Source organism: Mesorhizobium sp. M0119, assembly GCF_040322615.1.
GTDB lineage: Bacteria > Pseudomonadota > Alphaproteobacteria > Rhizobiales > Rhizobiaceae > Mesorhizobium.
The window spans coordinates 16,252-35,527 of record NZ_JAMYTU010000048.1; the positions used below are offsets into that span (position 1 = coordinate 16,252).

The 19,276-nt window shown below is 62.5% G+C and carries 15 protein-coding genes and 1 pseudogene; 9 read left to right on the plus strand and 7 right to left on the minus strand.

The window, feature by feature from the left end:
• Position 1: 1 nt before the first annotated feature.
• The 6 genes from NKJ40_RS27610 to NKJ40_RS27635 all read left to right on the plus strand — a co-directional run bounded on the left by NKJ40_RS27610 (position 2) and on the right by NKJ40_RS27635 (position 6,468).
• Entirely contained in the window at positions 2-841 is an 840-nt protein-coding gene (locus NKJ40_RS27610) for an ABC transporter permease (protein WP_352468772.1), read from the plus strand.
• Between the two features lies 1 nt (position 842).
• On the plus strand, positions 843-1,625 hold the full coding sequence (locus NKJ40_RS27615) for an ABC transporter permease (protein ID WP_352468773.1): 783 nt from the start codon (positions 843-845) through the stop codon (positions 1,623-1,625).
• Complete coding sequence (locus NKJ40_RS27620) at positions 1,622-2,686, plus strand: ABC transporter ATP-binding protein (RefSeq protein ID WP_352468774.1); 1,065 nt, start codon at positions 1,622-1,624, stop codon at positions 2,684-2,686. The genes NKJ40_RS27615 and NKJ40_RS27620 overlap by 4 nt, the downstream gene beginning before the upstream one ends.
• 2 nt (positions 2,687-2,688) lie before the next feature.
• A complete protein-coding gene (locus tag NKJ40_RS27625; protein ID WP_352468775.1) occupies positions 2,689-3,447 on the plus strand; it encodes an MBL fold metallo-hydrolase in 759 nt (252 codons plus the stop codon).
• 461 nt (positions 3,448-3,908) lie between these two features.
• Positions 3,909-4,682, plus strand: a complete 774-nt coding sequence (locus NKJ40_RS27630) for an NAD kinase (RefSeq protein WP_023679915.1) — start codon at positions 3,909-3,911, stop codon at positions 4,680-4,682.
• Between the two features lie 190 nt (positions 4,683-4,872).
• Positions 4,873-6,468 (plus strand): DEAD/DEAH box helicase, encoded by a 1,596-nt coding sequence (locus NKJ40_RS27635; protein WP_352468776.1) that lies wholly within the window; start codon positions 4,873-4,875, stop codon positions 6,466-6,468.
• Positions 6,469-6,555: 87 nt separating this feature from the next.
• Here NKJ40_RS27635 and NKJ40_RS27640 read toward each other — a convergent pair whose 3' ends face one another.
• Positions 6,556-7,497, minus strand: a complete 942-nt coding sequence (locus tag NKJ40_RS27640) for a LysR family transcriptional regulator (protein ID WP_352468777.1) — start codon at positions 7,495-7,497, stop codon at positions 6,556-6,558.
• 72 nt (positions 7,498-7,569) lie between these two features.
• On the opposite strand from NKJ40_RS27640, the gene NKJ40_RS27645 reads away from it, so the two are divergent.
• Together NKJ40_RS27645 and NKJ40_RS27650 are read left to right on the plus strand one after the other, a co-directional pair.
• Positions 7,570-8,454: an NmrA/HSCARG family protein gene (locus tag NKJ40_RS27645; RefSeq protein WP_352468778.1), complete on the plus strand. Its 885-nt coding sequence runs from the start codon at positions 7,570-7,572 to the stop codon at positions 8,452-8,454.
• A gap of 48 nt (positions 8,455-8,502) precedes the next feature.
• Positions 8,503-8,772 carry a DUF2798 domain-containing protein gene (locus NKJ40_RS27650; RefSeq protein WP_352468779.1) on the plus strand — a complete coding sequence of 90 codons (270 nt, stop codon included), beginning with the start codon at positions 8,503-8,505 and terminating at the stop codon, positions 8,770-8,772.
• 81 nt (positions 8,773-8,853) lie between these two features.
• Here the strand turns inward: NKJ40_RS27650 and NKJ40_RS27655 are convergent, their stop codons facing one another.
• From NKJ40_RS27655 to NKJ40_RS27680, 6 genes are all read right to left on the minus strand, one after another.
• The gene (locus tag NKJ40_RS27655; protein ID WP_023717490.1) at positions 8,854-9,501 is read right to left on the minus strand and encodes a YiaD family glycine zipper/OmpA-like lipoprotein; all 648 of its coding nucleotides are present in this window, start codon (positions 9,499-9,501) and stop codon (positions 8,854-8,856) included.
• Positions 9,502-9,676: 175 nt separating this feature from the next.
• Complete coding sequence (locus NKJ40_RS27660; protein WP_023679923.1) at positions 9,677-10,045, minus strand: GFA family protein; 369 nt, start codon at positions 10,043-10,045, stop codon at positions 9,677-9,679.
• Positions 10,046-10,228: 183 nt separating this feature from the next.
• Positions 10,229-10,615, minus strand: a complete 387-nt coding sequence (locus NKJ40_RS27665) for a hypothetical protein (protein ID WP_352468780.1) — start codon at positions 10,613-10,615, stop codon at positions 10,229-10,231.
• Between the two features lie 470 nt (positions 10,616-11,085).
• Positions 11,086-12,217, minus strand: a protein-coding gene (gene prfB, locus NKJ40_RS27670) for a peptide chain release factor 2 (RefSeq protein WP_352451084.1) whose coding sequence is annotated in 2 segments (ribosomal slippage) — positions 11,086-12,150 and positions 12,152-12,217 — 1,131 coding nt in all. Because the reading frame shifts where the segments join, the coding sequence is not laid out codon by codon here.
• A 145-nt stretch (positions 12,218-12,362) separates the two neighbouring features.
• Positions 12,363-14,819, minus strand: coding sequence for a penicillin-binding protein 1A (locus NKJ40_RS27675; protein ID WP_352468781.1), 2,457 nt, complete (start codon positions 14,817-14,819; stop codon positions 12,363-12,365).
• Between the two features lie 214 nt (positions 14,820-15,033).
• Complete coding sequence (locus NKJ40_RS27680; protein WP_352468782.1) at positions 15,034-16,296, minus strand: N-acetylmuramoyl-L-alanine amidase; 1,263 nt, start codon at positions 16,294-16,296, stop codon at positions 15,034-15,036.
• 667 nt (positions 16,297-16,963) lie between these two features.
• Between NKJ40_RS27680 and NKJ40_RS27685 the strand changes: the two are divergent.
• A pseudogene (locus NKJ40_RS27685) lies at positions 16,964-19,243 on the plus strand (Rne/Rng family ribonuclease); the annotation flags it as partial.
• Positions 19,244-19,276 lie beyond the last annotated feature (33 nt).

Genomic DNA, 19,276 nt, shown 5'->3' on the forward strand with positions numbered 1-19,276 from the left:
CGTGAGCGTTGCCGCAAAGAGCCCCCTGCCCTGGGCGCTGATCACGCCGGCGCTCGGCTGGACGTTGCTGTTCTTCGTGCTGCCCTTCGTCGCCATGGCGGTATCCAGCCTGACGGCGCATGAAGGCGGCGGCTTCACGCTGTCCAACTACAGCCAGTTTTTTGCCAATCCGTCTTACTGGCAGGCGATGGTGAACTCGCTGCAGGTCACCGCCATCGTTACTGTGATCTCCGTGCTGCTTGCCTATCCCTTTGCCTGGATCCTGGCCGAGCGGGTGCCGGAGCGCTGGCAGCGGCTGGCGCTGATGCTGGCCGTGCTGCCGTTCTGGACCTCCTATGTCGTGCGCTCCTATTCGTGGCTGCTGGTGCTGGCGCAGAACGGCGTCGTCAACCGCGCGTTGACCGGCTCCGGCCTGTTCGGCGAGCCGCTGCAACTCGCCAATACGCGGCTAGCCACCATCACCGGCTTCGTGCATTTCTTCGTCATGCTGTTGACGCTGACGATCTTTGCCAATCTGAAGCAGCTCAGCCCGAGCTACCGCAAGGCCGCCGCCGACCTCGGCGCCGGGCCGGTGCGCACATTCCTGCACGTCGTTTTGCCGCTGACGCTCCCCGGCATAATGGTCGGCGCCTTCCTCACCTTTGTGCTGTGCATCGGCGATTACATCACGCCGCAGATCCTCGGCGGCAACAACGAGCTGTTGATGCCGCAGCTCGTCATGATGCAGATCGGCCGGCGCGGCGACTTTCCGCTCGCCTCGGCGCTGTCGATCATCCTGATGGCGGTTGTCACCATCGCCTACCTCGCCTGCGCCCGCTGGCTGAAGATCGAGCGGGCCTGAAATGCGCGCTCTCATCCGCCTCGTCTCCGGCCTTTACGCCATCGCCATCTATGGCTTCATCTTCCTGCCGGTGGTGGTGCTGGTGCTGTTTTCGCTGCAGGCGACGTCGTTTCCGATCCCGCCCTTCACCGGGCCGTCGCTGCGCTGGTACGAGGCCGTGCTCGCCGACACGCGGCTCACCTCGGCGCTGGTCAATTCGCTGCTGGTGGCGGTCGTCTCCTCGGCTATCGCCGTCACGCTCGGCTTCCTCTCCGCCTGGGGTTTTGCGCGCTTCGCCTTGCCGGGCTCGGGCCTGATGCGCGGGCTGATCACGCTGCCCTTGACCGTCAGCTATCTCATCATCGGCATGGGGCTGCTGGTGCTGTTCAATTGGGCCGGCGTGCCGAAGTCGCTCACTGCTGCCGGCATCGGCCATGTCGTGATCAACCTGCCGCTCTGCTTTGCCATCGTCTACAGCCAGATGGGCGATCACCAGATCAATATCGAGCGCGCGGCGCGCGACCTCGGCGCGCCCGAATGGAAGGTGCTGCTTTTGATCACCGTGCCTGTCATGGCGCCGGCCATCTTCGCCGGCTTCTTCCTGTCGATGACCTTCTCCTGGGACGAATTCGTCATCTCGTTCCTGTTGACGCGCTTCGACACGACGCTGCCGGTCGAGATCTGGAACCTGCTGCGCTCCGGCCTCAATCCCAAGACCAACGCCGTCGGCTCGCTGGTCTTCGCCGTCTCCATCGTACTGGTGATATTGTTCGAGCTGATGCTGTTGCGGAGGAAGCCGGCATGAGTGCGCCACTGGTCGATATAAGCTCTGTCTCGCATCGCTTCGGCCAGCACACGGTGCTGAAGAACGTCTCGCTGACGATCGAGCCGGGCAGCTACACGATCCTGCTCGGGCCGTCCGGCTCCGGCAAGACGACGCTTTTGTCCATCCTCGGCGGCTTCGTCACGCCGAGCGAAGGCAAGGTGCTGATCCGCGGCGAGGACTGCACCGCCGTGCCACCGGCGAAGCGGCCGACGACGACCGTATTCCAGGATTATGCGCTGTTCCCGCATATGAGCGTCGGCAGCAATGTCGGCTTCGGTCTGCGCATGCAGGGCGTCGATGGCGCAACCCGGGCAGCAAGGGCGCGCGAGGCGCTGGCGCTGGTTGGCCTCGCCACCGCCTTCGACAAGAAGCCGCATCAGCTTTCCGGCGGCCAGCGGCAGCGCGTGGCGCTGGCGCGCGCCCTGGTGGTCGAGCCGGCGGTGCTCCTGCTCGACGAGCCGCTCGGCGCGCTCGACCTGAAATTGCGCCGGCAGATGCAGGACGAGTTGAAGGCGATCCAGAAACGCGTCGGCACCGCCTTCATCCACGTCACCCACGACCAGGAAGAGGCGATGGCGCTGGCCGATCATTGCGTGGTGATGAATGACGGGCGTATCGAGGACGAAGGACCGCCCGAGCGCGTCTATGCACGGCCGGCGACGCGCTTTTCCGCGACTTTCATGGGGGAAAGCACGCTGATATCGGGAACGGTGACGGAGGCGAAGAGCGGCAAAATCACCGTCACCACGAAGCTTGGGCAGCTCTCGCTGGCCGGCACATTGCCGGTCGGCTCGACCGTTGCGCTGGCCATCCGGCCTGAGCATCTTGTCCTCGGCGCTGCCGGCGGTGCTGTGGCACTTGGCATGATCAAGGTGAACGATGTCGTCTTTCAGGGCAGCTTCAAGCGCGTGCTGGGGGCCTCCACGACCGACCCGGCGTTACACTTCACCTCCAAGGTTCCCTCCGCATCGGCCGTCCAACCGGGCGACGTGGTCGCCGTATCGTGCGATGCTGGCGACGTCATCCTGCTTGCGGACTGAACATGAGCACGCTTCCAATCATCGACGCCGGCCACTGGTACGAAACGATCCGCATGGGCGATGACGTGACGCTGATCCACGAGCCGTGGATCAAGCCGTTCTTCCGCTGCAACATCTGGCATGTGCGCGGCCGCGACCGCGATCTGCTCTTCGACACCGGGCTCGGCCATTTCAGCCTGCGCCGCCACGTGCCGCTGGTGACGGAGCGCAAGCTCGTTTGCGTGGCCAGCCACACCCATTTCGATCATATCGGCTGCCATCACGAATTTCCCGACCGCTGCGTGCACCCGGCTGAGGCCGACATCCTCGCCGACCCGCGCAATGAGTGGACGGTCGCCGACCGCTATGCCACCGACGCAATGTTCGACGGCATGCCGCAAGGCTGGGACACGAAGCGCTACCGGATCCTGCCGGCGCCGGCCGGCCGGTTGCTCGAGCAAGGCGATATCCTCGACCTCGGCGACCGTGCCTTCGAGGTGATCCACACGCCCGGCCATTCGCCCGGCGGCATTGCGCTCTACGAAAACAGCACGGGCATCCTGTTTTCCGGCGACATCGTCTATGACGGCCCGCTGATCGACGACGTCTATCACTCCGATATCGACGATTATGTGGAAACGCTGCTGCGCATGCGCGATCTCGACGTCTCGGTCGTGCACGGCGGCCATTTCCCGAGCTTCGGCAAAGTCCGCTATCGCCAGCTTGTCGACGAGTATCTCGCGCAAAAGCGCCAGGCCGGCTGCCATCTGCTCGCCCGATAAGGACCAGCGTTACAGCGTCAAAGCGCCCTTTGCGGACAGGGTGTCCCCGCCGCGTCGCCGCAGCGTGAAGCCGTGGGCTCGGGTCTAAAACTCTTTTCCTCCGACTGGCGCACCAGTTCCGCGAAAGCCAGGGCAAAACTTGCCAGCATCAGGAATACGATAATCAAGCGTGCCAGCGGCAATAGATCGGCCTCGACTGGTTAGCCCCCACGCCGCCCGTCCGCTGCCGGCTAACATGATCGATCCGGCTTTACGAGAGTTTAAGGCGGGTCTTAACCATCACATCATTTTGTCCTCCGACATGATGCGCGAGTGCGGCTTGTTTGGCGGCCAACTCAAGGCACCTCCCTCCCTTTGCAGAAATGCCCACCCATGCTAACCCGGCGCTGGCGCGGCCCAGCAACCGGTCGCCGCCAATCGGTCGCCAAACGGTCGTCGCCAATCGGTTGTCGTTGAGAGCCATGAGCAAAACCGCCAGCCGTTTCGCCTTCGTCTCATCCGGTACAGCCGACGCCAATGCGGCGCTGGAAAGCCTTTCGGCACGTTACGGCCAGGCATCCGTCGAAGAAGCCGGGATCGTCGTGGCGCTCGGCGGCGACGGCTTTTTGCTGCAGACCTTGCGCGAGACGATGAGCACGGGAAAGAAGGTCTACGGCATGAACCGTGGCACCATCGGTTTCCTGATGAACGAATACCGCGCCAGCGGCTTGACCGGGCGCATTGCGGCGGCCGTTGCCGAAACCATCCGTCCGCTGGAGATGCAGGCGGTGACGGCGGAAGGCGAGACGATTTCGGCGCTGGCGATCAACGAGGTCGCGCTTTGGCGCCAGTCCTACCAGACCGCCAAGATCCGCATCACCGTGGATGGGCAAGAGCGGCTGGAGGAATTGCACTGCGACGGCGTGATGATTGCGACGCCGGCCGGCTCGACCGCGTATAATCTGTCGGCGCACGGGCCGATCCTGCCGCTCGACGCTCCGCTGCTGGCGCTGACCCCGGTCAGCCCGTTTCGTCCGCGGCGCTGGCGCGGCGCGTTGCTGTCCAACAAGGCGATCGTGCGTTTCGACATTCTGGAGCCGGAAAAGCGGCCGGTAAATGCCGCCGCCGACCACACCGAGGTCAAGGCGGTGACGACGGTCACGGTGAGGGAATCGCCGACGGCAACGGCGACGCTGCTGTTCGATCCTAACCATTCGTGGAACGAGCGCATTCTCGCCGAACAGTTCAGGTATTGAGCCGGCGCGGCAGCCACTGCGCAAATTAAGCATCGCGATTAAGGTTACGACTTCACAATCGCGCCAATGCCGCCCGTTTGTGTTGACAAATCGTGGGCTTGCGCCTACCTGCAATACCAATCTTGCAGGCGCGCGGCGCTTGCCGCGACTGCTTATGTTGCGCCCCCGAACCAGCCAAAGACAGCCAAACTTGTCCTCAGACACCCAGATCGCTCAAGAAGCGTTGACCTTCGCAGACCTCGGCCTGTCGCCGAAGGTCCTTTCCGCAGTTACCGATGCCGGCTACACCGAGCCGACGCCGATCCAGGCTGGCGCCATCCCTCACGCCTTGCTCGGCAAGGACGTGCTGGGCATTGCCCAGACCGGCACCGGCAAGACGGCGTCCTTCGTCCTGCCGATGCTCACCCGGCTGGAAAAGGGCCGCGCCCGCGCCCGCATGCCGCGCACGCTTATCCTCGAGCCGACGCGCGAGCTCGCCGCGCAGGTCGAGGAAAACTTCGTCAAATACGGCAAGAACCACAAGCTCAACATCGCGCTGCTGATCGGCGGCGTGTCCTTCGACGAGCAGGACAAGAAGCTCGAGCGCGGCGCCGACGTGCTGATCGCGACCCCCGGCCGCCTGCTCGACCATCGCGAGCGCGGCAAGCTCCTGCTCAACGGCGTCGAGATCCTCGTCATCGACGAGGCCGACCGCATGCTCGACATGGGCTTCATCCCCGACATCGAGCGTATCTGCGAGATGATCCCGTTCACCAGGCAGACGCTGTTCTTCTCTGCGACGATGCCGCCGGAGATCACCAAGCTCACCGAGAAATTCCTGCACGCGCCGGTGCGCGTCGAAGTGTCGAAGGCAGCATCGGCCGCCACCAACATCATCCAGCGGCTGGTGAAATCCGGGCCAAAGCCCTGGGACAAGCGCGAGACGCTGCGCAATCTGATGAAGGCCGAGGATGCCGAGCTGAAGAACGCCATCATCTTCTGCAACCGCAAGATCGAAGTATCGGAGCTATTCCGCTCGCTGCTGAAATATGATTTCGACGCCGGCGCTCTGCACGGCGACATGGACCAGCGCGCGCGCATGCAGATGCTGGCCAATTTCCGCGACGGCAAGCTGCGTTACCTCGTTGCTTCGGATGTCGCGGCACGCGGCCTCGACATTCCCGACGTCAGCCATGTCTTCAATTACGACGTGCCGATCCATGCCGAGGATTATGTCCACCGCATCGGCCGTACCGGCCGCGCCGGACGCTCTGGCAAGTCCTTCACCATCGCGACCAAATCGGACACCAAACACATCGACGCCATCGAACGGCTGATCGGCACCAAGATCGAGTGGCATGACGGCGACCTGTCGACGGTCGTCGCCAGCGAGGGCGGCGAGGATGAGGCTCCGCGCCGTGGCCGCGGTGCGCCATGCCGCGCCGGCCGCAAGGACGACGCCAAGGACAGGGGCGAGCGCAAACCGCGTGAACGCCACACCAAGCGCAGCGAAGAAGCAGCGCCGGAAGCAGTTAGCGAGGAACAGCCGGTCGTGGCCGAAGCCACCGTCGCCGACATCGACGAGCGGCGTACCCGCAAAGAGGCGATCCGCTCGGAAAACAGCGAGCGCCAGGCTTCACCTGAACGGAAGGCTTCGCCCGATCGCAACGAACGGCGCGCGCCGGAACGCGGCGACACCAGGCCACAGCGCGAGCGCCCTGCCCGCCAGCGCCAGGAAGACAACGACGCGACCGTCGGCTTCGGCGACGACATGCCGGCCTTCATGCGGATCGTCGCCAAGGTCTGAGACGGCGTTCGCGCGTCCCATGGCCGCGCAGCTCCTTCCAGATGACACCCTTCCGTGGCACATTTCCAGGGCTTGCATCGCTTTGCCCTAAAGGTTCTTGAGCTCCAGGCGGGATGCCAGCAGGTCCAGAAAAGCGCGGACTTTGGCTGAGGATGATCTGCCTTCCGGCCACACGGCGTGTATCGGCACCGGCACCGGCTCGAATTCGGTTAGAACCAGTTCCAGGCGGCCATCGTCCACCAGGTGTTTTACCTGCCAAAGCGGCGAGTAGCCCAAACCCAAGCCGTGAACCGCGGCTGCATAGATCGATATCATCAAATTCGACCGGAAGGTGCCCGCGACCTTCACCGGCCGGGGCTTGCCTTCAATCTGAAACATCCATTCGCCGGGGCGGCCGTCAACGGTTCGTACGATGCATTCATGCTCACGCAATTCAAGCGGATGGGCCGGTCGGCCGTGTTGCTGGAAGTAGGCCGGTGCGCCGAACACCACGCGCCGCAGCGCCCCCAAGCGCTTCGCACGTAAATTGGAATCCGGCAAATTGCCGATCCTTACCGCCAGATCGAGACCCTCGGCATCAAGATCGACAAATTCATCGGAAAGCTGCAGGTCAACCTCGAGCCGGGGGTATGTCCGCATATAGTCGGCGATAACCGGCACGAGGAAGTCAGGGCCGAACAGAACCGGGGCACTCACACGCAGGATGCCCGACGGCTCCGACCGTCGATTGGCCGCTTGAAGCCTGGCTTCGTTAATTTCCTCGACGGCGGGTTTGATGCGCTGGAAAAAGGCCGCTCCGGCTTCGCTCGGCGTCGAGCGGCGTGTCGTCCTGTGCAGAAGCTCGACCCCGATTGATTCCTCCAATGTCGCCAGAGACCGGCTGACCGACTGCAGCGAGCGGTTCAGCCGGCGTGCGGCAGCCGTCAGGCTGCCATGCTCGACAATGGCAATGAAGGCTTCGAAATCATCTATCCGGCTCATCGCGTATTTCTCCCGAAAATCGGGAGAAACTATCGCAAAATTGATCAATTGTAACGCAGTTCGCTAGATTTTATCTTCCCTGCACAGGCCGAAAGGCAGACTCGAGGGAAGGAGATCGTCATGCGAACACCCAGTCCAACCGTCCTGGTCGTAGGCGCCGCAGGCCGCGTTGCCGGTTTGGTGGTGCCTGAACTCGTCCGCCGCAAGGCCAGGGTTCGGGCACTTGTTCGTGACGCCGCGAGTGCCGAAAAAGCCCGGAAAGCCGGCGCATCCGAGATCGCGATCGGAGATCTGCGCAACCATCAGAGCCTTGAGCAGGCCGTGAAAGGTGTCGACTGTGTCTTTCACATCGGACCGGCCTTTGCTCCCGACGAAGCCGCCATGGGGGTTGCCATGGTTGAGGCGGCGGCGCGAGCAGACGTTCGAAAGTTCGTCTTTTCGTCGGTGATCCAGCCCACCAATACGAGGCTGGAAAACCATGCAAGCAAGGTACCCGTCGAAGCTGCCCTCTATTCGACGAACATGGAATACACCATTCTGCACCCGGCCAATTTCATGCAAAATATCGCGGCGGCCTGGCCGTCCGTCCTCGAGCATGGCGTTTTCGCCGAGCCGTTTCCAAAGACGGCGAAACTTGCCCGTGTCGACTACCGCGATGTGGCTGAAGTGGCGGCGATCGCACTGACCGAAGCGCGTTTGTCCTATGCGACCCTCGAACTGTGCGCCGACGGTATGCACAGCCGCGAAGAGGTCGTCGCCATGATGAGCCAAGCGCTTGGCCGGCCGGTTTCCGCGGGCGAGCCGACATTTCAGGACTGGGCGGCGAAAGCCCGCCTTCCCTATACCGACCGCCAGTTGCAGATGCTGGCCAAAGTACACAGCCACTACGCCAAATACGGCCTCGGCGGGAACAGCCTGGCGTTGCGCGCCGCGCTTGGCCGCGAGCCGCGTTCGCTGCGAAGCTTCATTCGGGAATTGGCGCTGCAGGCGGCATATGCCGCCTGATCGTCCTCACAATAACGCTTACGCACATTTTCTGATTGGGAGATTTCGATGCAAGCATCACCGGACCGAGCCTTCAAGTTGAGAAAGCTGCCGCCCTCCTACGGCGCGGTGGTGATGCCGTTGGTTCTTTCGATTCTGATGTCCTCGATTGTCTTGGTTTCGACGGCAATCGGCGCAGGCTGGACGAACGGGTTTATTGCGGCCTGGAGCTATGCATGGGGTGCTTCATGGCTTGTCGCGTTTCCCAGTCTGCTGATTGTGCTTCCGATCGTACGCCGGATCGTTGCCGCGATTGTCGATCAGCCGGCCCGGTCCTGACACCACGAACGAAGGGCCGGCGGGCCGGCATAGCCATTAGAGCGGCCCCTTGCGGGGCCGCTGCCGGTTCGTGCGCTTGCCTCAGGTGAGCGGCGACAGCTGGATCTCGACGCGGCGGTTCTGAGCCCGGCCGGCAGCGGTCGCGTTGGAGGCGATCGGACGCGTCTTGCCGAAGCCGGTGACGGCGAAGCGGCGGGAATCGACGCCCTGTCCGGACAGATAGTTGGCGACCGCCAAAGCGCGGCGCTGCGACAGGTCGAAATTGTGCTCGTCGCCGCCGGTCGAGTCGGTGTGGCCGAACACGTCGACCGTGGTCTGGCGGAATTTTTTCAGCACAAGGGCCACCGAATTCAGCACCGGATAGAAACCGGCCTTCACCGCATCCTGGTCGACGTTGAAAGTGATGTCGGACGGCATATTGAGGATGATCTGGTCGCCGGTGCGCGTAACGCTGACGCCGGTACCCTCAAGCTGCCGGCGCAACTCGGCCTCGTTCTGGTCCATGGTGGCACCGATGGCACCGCCGGCAAGCGCGCCGATGCCCGCGCCGATCAGCGCGTTGCGGCGGTCGTTGCCGCCGGCAAGCATACCGAGCCCGGCACCCGCCAAAGCACCGAGACCGGCGCCGGCAGCGGTGTTGGAAACCTTCTGTTCCCCGGTGTAGGGATCGGTGGTGCATGCGCTCACGAGCACAGCCGTCGCCACGACGGCGAGCACAATCTTTTTCATATGGTGGTCCCTCTCCATTCCACGGCCGCGCAACGGCGCACCGCATCAGCCCTTCCAGCGACTTGTAACATGAAATGCGGCGAAAAGCGGACCAGCAAAAGCCGCTGCCGCGGCTTTCCCCGGCTCAATTCCACACGCCTGCAGCGGCTCGCGCGACCACCGCAATTCGACCCGGCTACCAGAGATTCTTGCCGTCGATGACCACCACTTCGACCTTGTCGAGATCGAAATCGTCGAACAGCCGCGAGTTCACGCTGATCTTCGGATTGTCGAAATTCGGCTCGCCTGTCGACCAGTCCGGCGTCTCGGTGAAGGTGCCGCAGCCGCAGGTGGCGCAAAAACCGTGTTTTATGGTTTTCGATCCCCACTGGTAGAACGAAACATTCTCCGGCGGGCTGGTAAGCCTGAATTGCGATGGGGTGTAATAGGCCCACAACGAACCGCGTTTCGAACAGAAGGAACAGGTGCATCGCGTCACTGTCTGCGGCGCTTGCGAAACCTCGAACGTCGTCGCCTTGCAGTGGCAGCTTGCCTTGATGGTCATGAACCAGTCCCTCACAATGCCCGCCGCCCCTACGGCAAGGCACCATAAAGAAACGCTCCTGACAACTCCCCGTCAGCAGACCTGTCGGCCTGCGATGCGCAGGTTAATAGTGCTGGAGCGCGTCAATCCAATACCGCTGCACTCCCTCGGGTCAAGCCGTGGGCAAACGTTGGGTGACATGCACTAATAGGACGACGGGGGCACGAACAGGCAGATGGTCTTTCCGTCATTGGCGCCGGCGACGGAGCACCAATGATATTCGCCGTCGGGCGAATTCTTGATCCGCTTGTCGCTATAGGCCACGACTTCCCCGGTTCCTTTGATGACATAGCCCTCGGGACGTTCGCTGATCGATGTCTGAGAGACCTCGCGGCAATCATAGCCCGAGCAGCAGGAGAAGGGATAGCTCCAGCCTTGCGGCATGGCCGCGGTCGGCGTGGCATCATGCGCCAGAGCAGGCGCCGCGAATGGAATGGCGGCAGCTATCAAAACCACTGCCGCGACAAGTGAATTCAGGAGTCGGCGCGCCGTGCGGGCGATTGGGGCCGGTCTGGGTGCGAGAGCAGGCATGAGCGCAGTTCCTATCAACGGTTGTCAAGCATTTCGCTTGCCCGTTCCCGGAACGTGTCTTCCCAGTGGCCGGATCGTCAGGTCGCAGATACGCCGCGTCCGGCCATAAATGCTTTTTCCTCCCCAGCGCATGAATGCTGAGCTGATTCGTTGGTTGGCGCAAGGAATTGCTGTTGCAACCGAACGCCGACCTCTGCAGTCGGAACCAACCTGCCGCCCTGATTGACGAAACGTGGTCAACCCCGGCAGCGGGATCGCCAATAACGGGATTTGGCTCGCGCTGGTTCCAGGCTTGGCACCGGCAGGCCCGAGGCATCCGCGTCAAAAGCGGAATTCGATTTTGAAAAACTCTACGAAAAACAAAGTTGTAGAACGACAGGTATGTGCAAATTGAGAGCTCGTCACTCTCGCGCGATGGCCGTAACTCTCGCGTGATGAAACCAGGTACTGCCGGACTGGTGCCGTCAGCCTCAGTCGATATCGGCCACCGTTTCACCGGCGCCACCCTCGATCCGCTGCGACAGCGAGGCTTCCATGAAATCGTCGAGGTCGCCGTCGAGCACGCTCGACGGGCTGGTGCTCTCGACACCGGTGCGCAGATCTTTCACCAGCTGATAGGGCTGCAGCACGTAGGACCGTATCTGGTGGCCCCAGCCGATATCGCTCTTCGACGCTTCCGTGGCGTTCGCCACCGCTTCGCGCTTCTTCAGCTCTTCCTCGTAAAGCCGCGAGCGCAGCATTTCCCAAGCCTTGGCCTTGTTCTTGTGCTGGGAGCGCTCCGCCTGGCAGGCGACCGCGATGCCGGTGGCGAGATGGGTTATGCGCACCGCCGAATCGGTGGTGTTGACGTGCTGGCCGCCCGATCCCGAAGAACGGTAAGTGTCGATACGGACGTCGGATTCGGAAACGTCGATGTCGATCGTATCGTCGATGACGGGATAGACCCAGACGCTGGCGAAGGAGGTGTGGCGGCGCGCATTGCTGTCATAGGGCGAAATCCGCACGAGACGATGCACGCCGGATTCCGTCTTCAGCCAGCCATAGGCGTTGTGGCCCTTGATCAGCAGCGTGGCGGACTTGATGCCGGCTTCTTCGCCGTCATGCACTTCCAGCACCTCGACCTTGAAGCGGCGGCGCTCGGCCCAGCGTGTATACATGCGCAGAAGCATCGAGGCCCAGTCCTGGCTTTCGGTGCCGCCGGCGCCGGCATGGACTTCCAGATAGCTATCGTTGGCATCAGCCTCGCCCGACAGCAGCGTTTCGATCTGGCGCGCCTTGGCCTCGCCGCGCATCGAGCGGATCGCCGCTTCGGCCTCCGCGATGACGCCCTCGTCGCCCTCTTCCTCGCCAAGCTCGATCAGGCCGATATTGTCTTCCAGGGCCTGGGTGAGGCCTTTGACCGCGGCAATGCCTTCCTCGAGGCCCTGACGCTCGCGCATCAGCTTTTGCGCTTCCAACGGCTCGTTCCAGAGGCTTGAATCTTCGGCACGGACGTTCAGGTACTCAAGCCGCTTTATGGCTTGGTCCCAGTCAAAGATGCCTCCTCAGCAGGGTGATCGCCTGCCTGATCTCGTCGACAATATTTTGCGTTTCCGCGCGCATGGCTGGCTGTTCTGTCCTGTTGCTGAATGGCGGTTTGGTGGCGCGATACATAGGGACGGCACGGTCTCCTGTAAAGCGCCGGCCCCTGTAAAGCGGGATGGGCCGGCTCGACCATGATCGTCAAGCCGGCCCGATGTAGTGATTGTCAGTAGAGCCCGCCGCCGCCCGACTGGATGGCCTGGTTGGCCTGCGGCGACAGCGCCCCGCCGGTGGCGTTGGAGCCGTCCGCACCCATGCCGATCACCCAATAGCTGTCGGCGGGACCGGTACCCGGTTTGAAGGCTTCGATGATGGTTCCGGCGTCGCCTGCGTTGGCCCGCATGCCGGTCTTGCGATTGATCGCAATCAGCTTCATGCCTTCCGGAACCTTGAAGTCGACATTGGGCGTGCCGTCCAGCGCCACGCGCATGAAATCCTTGAAGATCGGCGCGGCAAGGCCGCCGCCGGTCGCGCCCTTGCCGAGACCTTTCGGCTGATCGTAGCCCATATAGAGGCCGACAACGAGGTTCGGCGTATAGCCGATGAACCAGGCATCCTTTTCGTCGTTGGTCGTTCCGGTCTTGCCGGCGATGTGACGACCGAGTTCGTTGATGGTGGCGCCGGTACCGCGTTGCACGACGCCCTCCATCATCGATGTGATCTGGTAGGCCGTCATCGGATCGAGCACCTGCTCGGAATTATCGACCAGCTCCGGCTCTGGCTGGTTCTGCCATTCTGCGGCGTTGCAGTTCGAGCAGCCGCGTTCGTCCTGCCTAAAGACGGTCTTGCCGTAGCGGTCCTGGATGCGGTCGATCAGCGACGGCTTGATCGACTTGCCGCCATTGGCCATGATCGAATAGGCCGACACCATGCGCATCACCGTCGTCTCGCCGGATCCCAGCGCCATCGGCAGATACGGCGCCAGGTGGTCGTAGACGCCGAAACGCTCGGCATATTCCACGACCAGCTTCATGCCCATGTCGTTGGCAAGCCGCACCGTCATCAGGTTGCGCGATTTCTCGATACCGGAGCGCAAGGTCGCCGGGCCGGCCACCGTTCCGTCGTAGTTCTTGGGCGTCCAGGTCGTGTTGCCGCTCTGGATGGTGATCGGCCCGTCCATGATCACGGAGGCGGGCGTATAGCCATTGTCGAGGGCGGCCGAATAGACGATCGGCTTGAACGACGATCCCGGCTGGCGCATGGCCTGCGTCGCCCGGTTGAACTCCGACTGCGCGTAGGAGAAACCGCCGACCATGGCCAGGACGCGTCCGGTATGCGGATCCATGGCGATCAGGCCGCCTTCCACTTCGGGAACCTGGCGCAAGCTGTAGCTGGTGTCCGAGCCCTCGTTCTTCTGCACGAAAATCACGTCGCCCGGCTTCAGCACGTCGGCCGGCGACTTCGCCTTGACGGTCCTGCCGTCGACCACGTGGCGCATGGCGAAGCTCATGTCTTCCTTGCTGACACTGCCTTCGACGCGGTCCTTGACGATTTCGCCGGAGATCTGGCGCGTCGGCTGCAGGCCGATGGACAGGCCGGTGGCCGAGCTGTCGAGCACGACGGCGAGCGACCATTCTGGCACGTCTTCCAATCGCTTGACGTTGCCCAGCGGCACGCCCCAATCGCCGGAAATGTCGATGCTCGTGACCGGCCCGCGGTAGCCGCGCAGTGTGTCGAACTTCATGAGACCGTTCTGTATGGCCTTGCGGGCAATCAGCTGCATCTTCGGATCGAGCGTGGTACGGACGGAAAGGCCGCCCTCGTAGAGCGCATTCTCGCCATAGCGCGCGATGATCTGGCGACGCACTTCCTCGGTGAAATATTCCCCGGCGAAGAGATAGTTGCCGGTGCGGCGCGGTGTGACGCCGAGCGGCTCGGCCTTGGCCTTCTCGCCTTCTTCACGCGTGACGTAACCGTTCTCGACCATCTGGTCGATGACCCAGTTGCGGCGCTCCAAGGCGCGATCGGCATGCTTGAAGGGATGATAGTTGTTCGGCCCCTTCGGCAGAGAGGCGAGATAGGCGGCTTCGGCCACGGTGAGCTCGTTCACCGATTTGTCGAAATAGGTGAGCGCAGCACCGGCGACGCCATAGGCACCGAAACCGAAGAAAATCTCGTTGAGATAGAGCTCGAGAATGCGATCCTTCGAGTAGGCCTGCTCGATGCGGAAGGCGAGGATCATCTCCTTGATCTTGCGCTCGTAGGTCTGGTCTGAAGACAACAGGAAGTTCTTCGCCACCTGCTGGGTAATCGTCGAGGCGCCTACCTGGCGCTTGCCCGAGCCAACATTCTGCAGGTTGACGACAATGGCGCGGCCAAGGCCGGTCACGTCGATGCCGGGGTGGTTGTAAAAGTTCTTGTCCTCGGCCGACAGGAAGGCCGCCTTGACACGATCCGGGATCGCCTGAATCGGCAGATAAAGCCGCCGCTCACGCGCATATTCGGCCATCAGCGCGCCATCCGACGCGTGGATGCGGGTCGTCACCGGCGGCTCATATTTGGCCAGCACCTCGTAATCGGGCAGGTCCTTCGACAAATGGCCGATATAGATCGCCACGCCCGCCGCGACCACAAGGGCCAGCGTCGTGCCGATGCCGAAGAAATAGCCAATGAGACGAATCATACCCGCTCCAGTCCTTGGTTCGGGAATTTCCTAAACGAAGCCGCCCTTCACGCAAGCTTTCGGGACGATCCCAAACCGTAATCGCAAAACCCATGTCGCGACCATGTGGGCAAAATACGGCAGCGTGGAATTTCGGTTTCGAATGCCGGAAATAAAAGCACAGGGTGTTGTCGCCGTGCAACGCTGCTTCAGGTTGTGGGCGCCGGCGGGCATTTCAGCCTCCGGCCCCCGTTCCGCTCTTGGCCGAAGCAAACAGTGCAACGGCGTTGGTTATGCTCTGGGTCGCCTTGTTGCGCCAATCGGCGCTGAGCAACTGCGCTTCGTCCTTGGCGTTCGACAGATAGCCGAGTTCGACCAGCACGGATGGAACGTCCGGCGCCTTCAGCACCTTGAAGCCGGCAGAACGCTGCGGGTTATTGATCAGGCCGACGCTGGTGGAAAGCTGGCCGACGAGTGTATGGGCAAAGCTCATCGAAAAATTATGAGTCTCGCGGCGGATCAGGTCGATCAGGATATCGGTCACTTCCTTGCTGTCGTCCTTGATCTCCATGCCGGCGAACTGGTCGGAAAGATTTTCACGGTCGGCAAGCGCCTGCGCCTCGGGATCGGAAGCCTTGTCGGACACGGTGTAGACGGTTGCGCCGCGGATGCCCTTGAGGCTGATCGTGTCGGCATGGATCGAGATGAGCAGGTCGGCCTCATGCTGGCGGGCAATGCGCACGCGATCGTCGAGCCGCAGGAACACGTCGGTCTCACGCGTCAGGAACATGTCGTATTTGCCGCTGGCGGCGAGCTTGTCGCGCAGTTCCATGGCGAAGGCGAGCGTCACGCTCTTTTCGACCGTACCGTTCAGGCCTTCGGCGCCGCCGTCGATGCCGCCATGGCCGGGATCGATGACGACGGTGAATCGATGGCCCGGATTGGAGACCGGCCCGGTACCGACCCTGCCGGCCTTGCCGGCGGAGACCGTCGAACCGGTGGTCAGCGCCTGATTGGCGAGCGCTGCATCGAATTCCCGCTGCGACGCCGCCGACATGTCGATGGCGATGCGGTAGCCGTTGCCGTCATCGTTCTTGAGCACGTCGAGATTGTCGACGGCGAACGGTCCCTTGCCGGTGAGAATCAGCCGCGATTTCCCCTCGCCGAGTTCGCCGTAACGCACGGCGCGGACAAGCCCGCGCGGCTTCACATCCTTGGCATTGAGGGCGAATCTCGTGGCCGGCAGATCGACGACCAGACGATTTGGGCCGCGCAGCAGAAACCATTTGATGTCCGGCTCGCGGTCGAAATTGATGACGATACGCATCTTGGTGGCATCGCCGGCCATCTTGTAGCTTATTGCACCGAGCGGTGCGTCGGCAGCACGCGAAAGCGGCGAAAGGAGCAGGCAAGCCAGGATCAGCGGCAGCAGGCAGGCGGTGCGGAAGAACCGGCCTCCATGATGACGGCCCTTGTCTGCGAAGCCTGCCAGTCCCATCTTTCTACCAGTCGCTCCCGTTTGGCGTCATGCCCGATTGCTTGTCGAAGTGCCTTATTGCTTGTCAAAGTGCTGGCAGGCCGCGAACTCGATTAACGATTGGTATCCAGAGAAGGTTAACCAAGCCTTTTCATGGAAGGCTTGGGACCTGTGCTTCCGCTGCGGAACGGCTTTTTGCCGGCATCGGGAATCGGGGTTGCCTTCCAACCCGCCAAATCATAAAAGCGATGGTGGATCACTGCAATCCTGGAACCGTCCTCCTCCGCAGCTTACTGCTACAGGTCAGACGCAAGACGGCTCCTTTCGCTTCAGGCGAAGAAGGCATCGGTGATCGCGACGATTTTCGCAGGCGTGCTCCCGTGGCGGGGGAATCGCCTGCGTGAGCAAAACGGCCGGGATTGTCCCGTGCCGGCTCTGTATGAGCAAACAAGCTGGTCCGGTTTTTCCCGGGCTTTAGTTCAAAAGGTTCTGCTGGTGACGATGGCTTCAAGCGCAATCATGGAAAGGTCCGCAACAAACCGCGCCACTACGGCTGCGGGCGGCACCGCCATGGCGCTCAGGCAGCGGCCGGCGGACGTTCAATTATCCGGCACCCACGTTCCGGGTCCACGGCAGCGGGCATTGTCCTGCAAGCTGCGGCCGACGGCTGCCGGGAGGAAACGAAATAATGCCCAACAAAATGCTGATAGACGCCTCCCACCCGGAGGAAACACGCGTTGTCGTCGTTCGCGGTAACCGTATTGAAGAATTCGACTTTGAATCCCAGGACAAGAAGCAGCTCAAAGGAAATATCTATCTCGCCCGCGTAACGCGCGTCGAACCTTCCCTTCAGGCAGCCTTCGTCGAATATGGTGGCAACCGTCACGGTTTCCTCGCCTTCAGTGAAATACACCCCGACTACTACCAGATTCCGGTCGCCGACCGTCAGGCGCTGCTGCGTGCAGAAGCACAGGAGGCCCAGGACGAAGAGGACGAGGAAGCCGCCGAAGGCGAGGACCGCCAGAGCCGCGACCGTGGCAAGCGCGGACGCCGGCGTGGCGGCAAGAGCCGCGACCGCGGCGAGCACAGGCGCGAGGCAGGCGCATCCGACGGTGAGAATGGCGAGAACGGCGAAGATGCCATCGCAGAAAACCTGGATGCCGCTGCCGACGACACCATGTCCGACATTGCCGGACAGAGCGAGGGTGCCGCCGGGCAGAGCGATGAAGTCGCCGATCGCGGCGAGACCGAGCCGTCCGAAGGCGGATCCAGTACCATCGCTGCCAGCGTCGATGCCGACGTAATCTCGGAAGCTGTCCCGCAAGTCGAGCTAAGCGGGGTCGAGACAAGCGGGACCGAGACAAGCGGCGAAGCAACCTCCGAAGACAATGATCGCGGCATGCTGGAAGAGGTGCAATCCTCGCATCCGGACGATCACGAGGTCGAATCGGTCGGCGCCGAAGACGCGCTGGAAGAAGTGCGCAACCGGCGCAAGCCGGTGCGCCGCCAGTACAAGATCCAGGAAGTGATCAAGCGCCGGCAGATCCTGCTGGTGCAGGTCGTCAAGGAAGAGCGCGGCAACAAGGGTGCAGCGCTGACCACTTATCTGTCGCTGGCCGGCCGCTATTCGGTGCTGATGCCGAACACGGCACGCGGAGGCGGTATTTCGCGCAAGATCACCAACGCGCAGGACCGCAAGCGGCTGAAGGAAGTGGTAGCCGATCTCGAAGTGCCGCAAGGCATGGGTGTTATCCTGCGTACGGCCGGCGAAAGCCGCACCAAGGCAGAGATCAAGCGCGACTACGAATATTTGATGCGGCTTTGGGAAAACGTCCGCAATCTGACGCTTCAATCCACGGCCCCTGCCCTGGTTTACGAGGAAGGCAGCCTGATCAAGCGCTCGGTGCGCGACCTTTACAACAAGGATATCGACGAGATCCTGGTTTCCGGCGAAGAAGGCTACCGCGAGGCCAAGGACTTCATGCGCATGCTGATGCCGAGCCACGCCAAGGTGGTTCAGCCGTTCCGCGACACGACGCCGATCTTTGTGCGCAGCGGCATCGAAGCGCAGCTCGACCGCATGCTGCAGCCGCAGGTGACGCTGAAGAGCGGCGGCTACATCATCATCAACCAGACGGAAGCGCTGGTCGCCATCGACGTCAATTCGGGCCGTTCCACCAAGGAGCACTCGATCGAGGACACCGCACTCCACACCAATCTGGAAGCCGCCGAGGAAGTCGCCCGGCAATTGAGGCTGCGCGATCTCGCCGGCCTCATCGTCATCGACTTCATCGACATGGAGGAGAACCGCAACAACCGCTCCGTCGAGAAGCGGCTGAAGGATCACCTCAAGAACGACCGCGCCCGCATCCAGGTCGGCCGCATCTCGCATTTCGGCCTGATGGAGATGTCGCGCCAGCGCATCCGCGCCAGCGTGCTGGAATCGACCATGAAGCCGTGCCCGCATTGCGGCGGCACCGGCCATGTGCGCTCCGATTCGTCGGTCGCGCTGATGGTGGTGCGGGCAATCGAGGAATTCCTGCTCAAGGATTCGCGCAGCCACATCACGGTGCGGACGCCGGCAGCGACCGCGCTCTATGTGCTCAATCACAAGCGCGGCACACTGGTGGAATTCGAGCACCGCTTCGGCGTGACCATCACCATCGAAGCCGATGACACGGTCGGTGCACAACACTATGCCATCTTCCGCGGCGCGCTGGCCGAAAAGCCTGAAGGCTTCGTCGAGGCGCGCACGTTCCCGGCCTATGTCGAGCCGGAAGAACCCGAGGACGAGATCGTCATCGAGGAGGAAGACGAGGCACCGGTGCAGGCCGAGCAGCCACGCCCTGTCCAGCAGCCGCAGCAGCCAAGGTCCGGCGAGGAAGGCGAAGGCCGAGATCGCAAGCGCCGCAAGCGCCGCAGACGGCGCGGGGGCAAGGATCGTGAACACGGGGAACGCGAGCACGGGGACCGCGAACATGGGGACTGAGAACATGGGGAC